This window comes from Curtobacterium sp. MCBA15_016 (assembly GCF_001865105.1).
In the GTDB taxonomy this organism is placed as follows: domain Bacteria; phylum Actinomycetota; class Actinomycetes; order Actinomycetales; family Microbacteriaceae; genus Curtobacterium.
On record NZ_MJGR01000054.1, the window covers coordinates 1196 to 1805 of the forward strand.

The following is a 610-nucleotide window of genomic DNA, read 5'->3' on the forward strand; positions in this document are numbered from 1 at the left end:
ACCTCACCGACGCCGAGCGCCAGGCCTTCCGCGACCAGGGGCGTGAGCCGGCACTGCGGCTGCGCGTGCCCGACCGCGACCTGAGCTTCGAGGACCTCGTGCGCGGTGAGATCACCTTCAAGCAGGGCACCTTCCCGGACTTCGTGGTCGTCCGGCCGAACGGCAAGCCGCTGTACACCTTCACCAACCCGGTGGACGACGCGCTGATGGGCGTGACGCACGTGCTCCGCGGCGAGGACCTCCTGTCGTCGACGCCACGCCAGATCGCCCTGTACGAGGCCCTGTACGAGGTCGGCCTCGCCGAGTTCATCCCGGTGTTCGGGCACCTGCCGTACGTCATGGGGGAGGGCAACAAGAAGCTCTCGAAGCGCGACCCCGAGTCGAACCTGTTCCACCACCGTGCCGCCGGGATGATCCCCGAGGGGCTCGTCAACTACCTCGCGCTGCTCGGGTGGTCGATCGGTCCGGACCGCGACGTGTTCACGGTCGACGAGATGGTCCAGGCGTTCGAGGTCTCCGACGTCAACCCGAACCCCGCGCGCTTCGACCACAAGAAGGCCGAGGCGATCAACGGTGACCACATCCGCCTGCTGGACGCCGACGACTTCCG

At 68.0% G+C, this 610-nt stretch carries 1 protein-coding gene; it reads left to right on the forward strand.

Annotated elements, in window-relative coordinates; all coding sequences use genetic code 11:
• On the forward strand, nucleotides 1–610 hold a 610-nt coding region (locus BIV03_RS17090; RefSeq protein ID WP_254790944.1), incomplete at both ends, for a glutamate--tRNA ligase.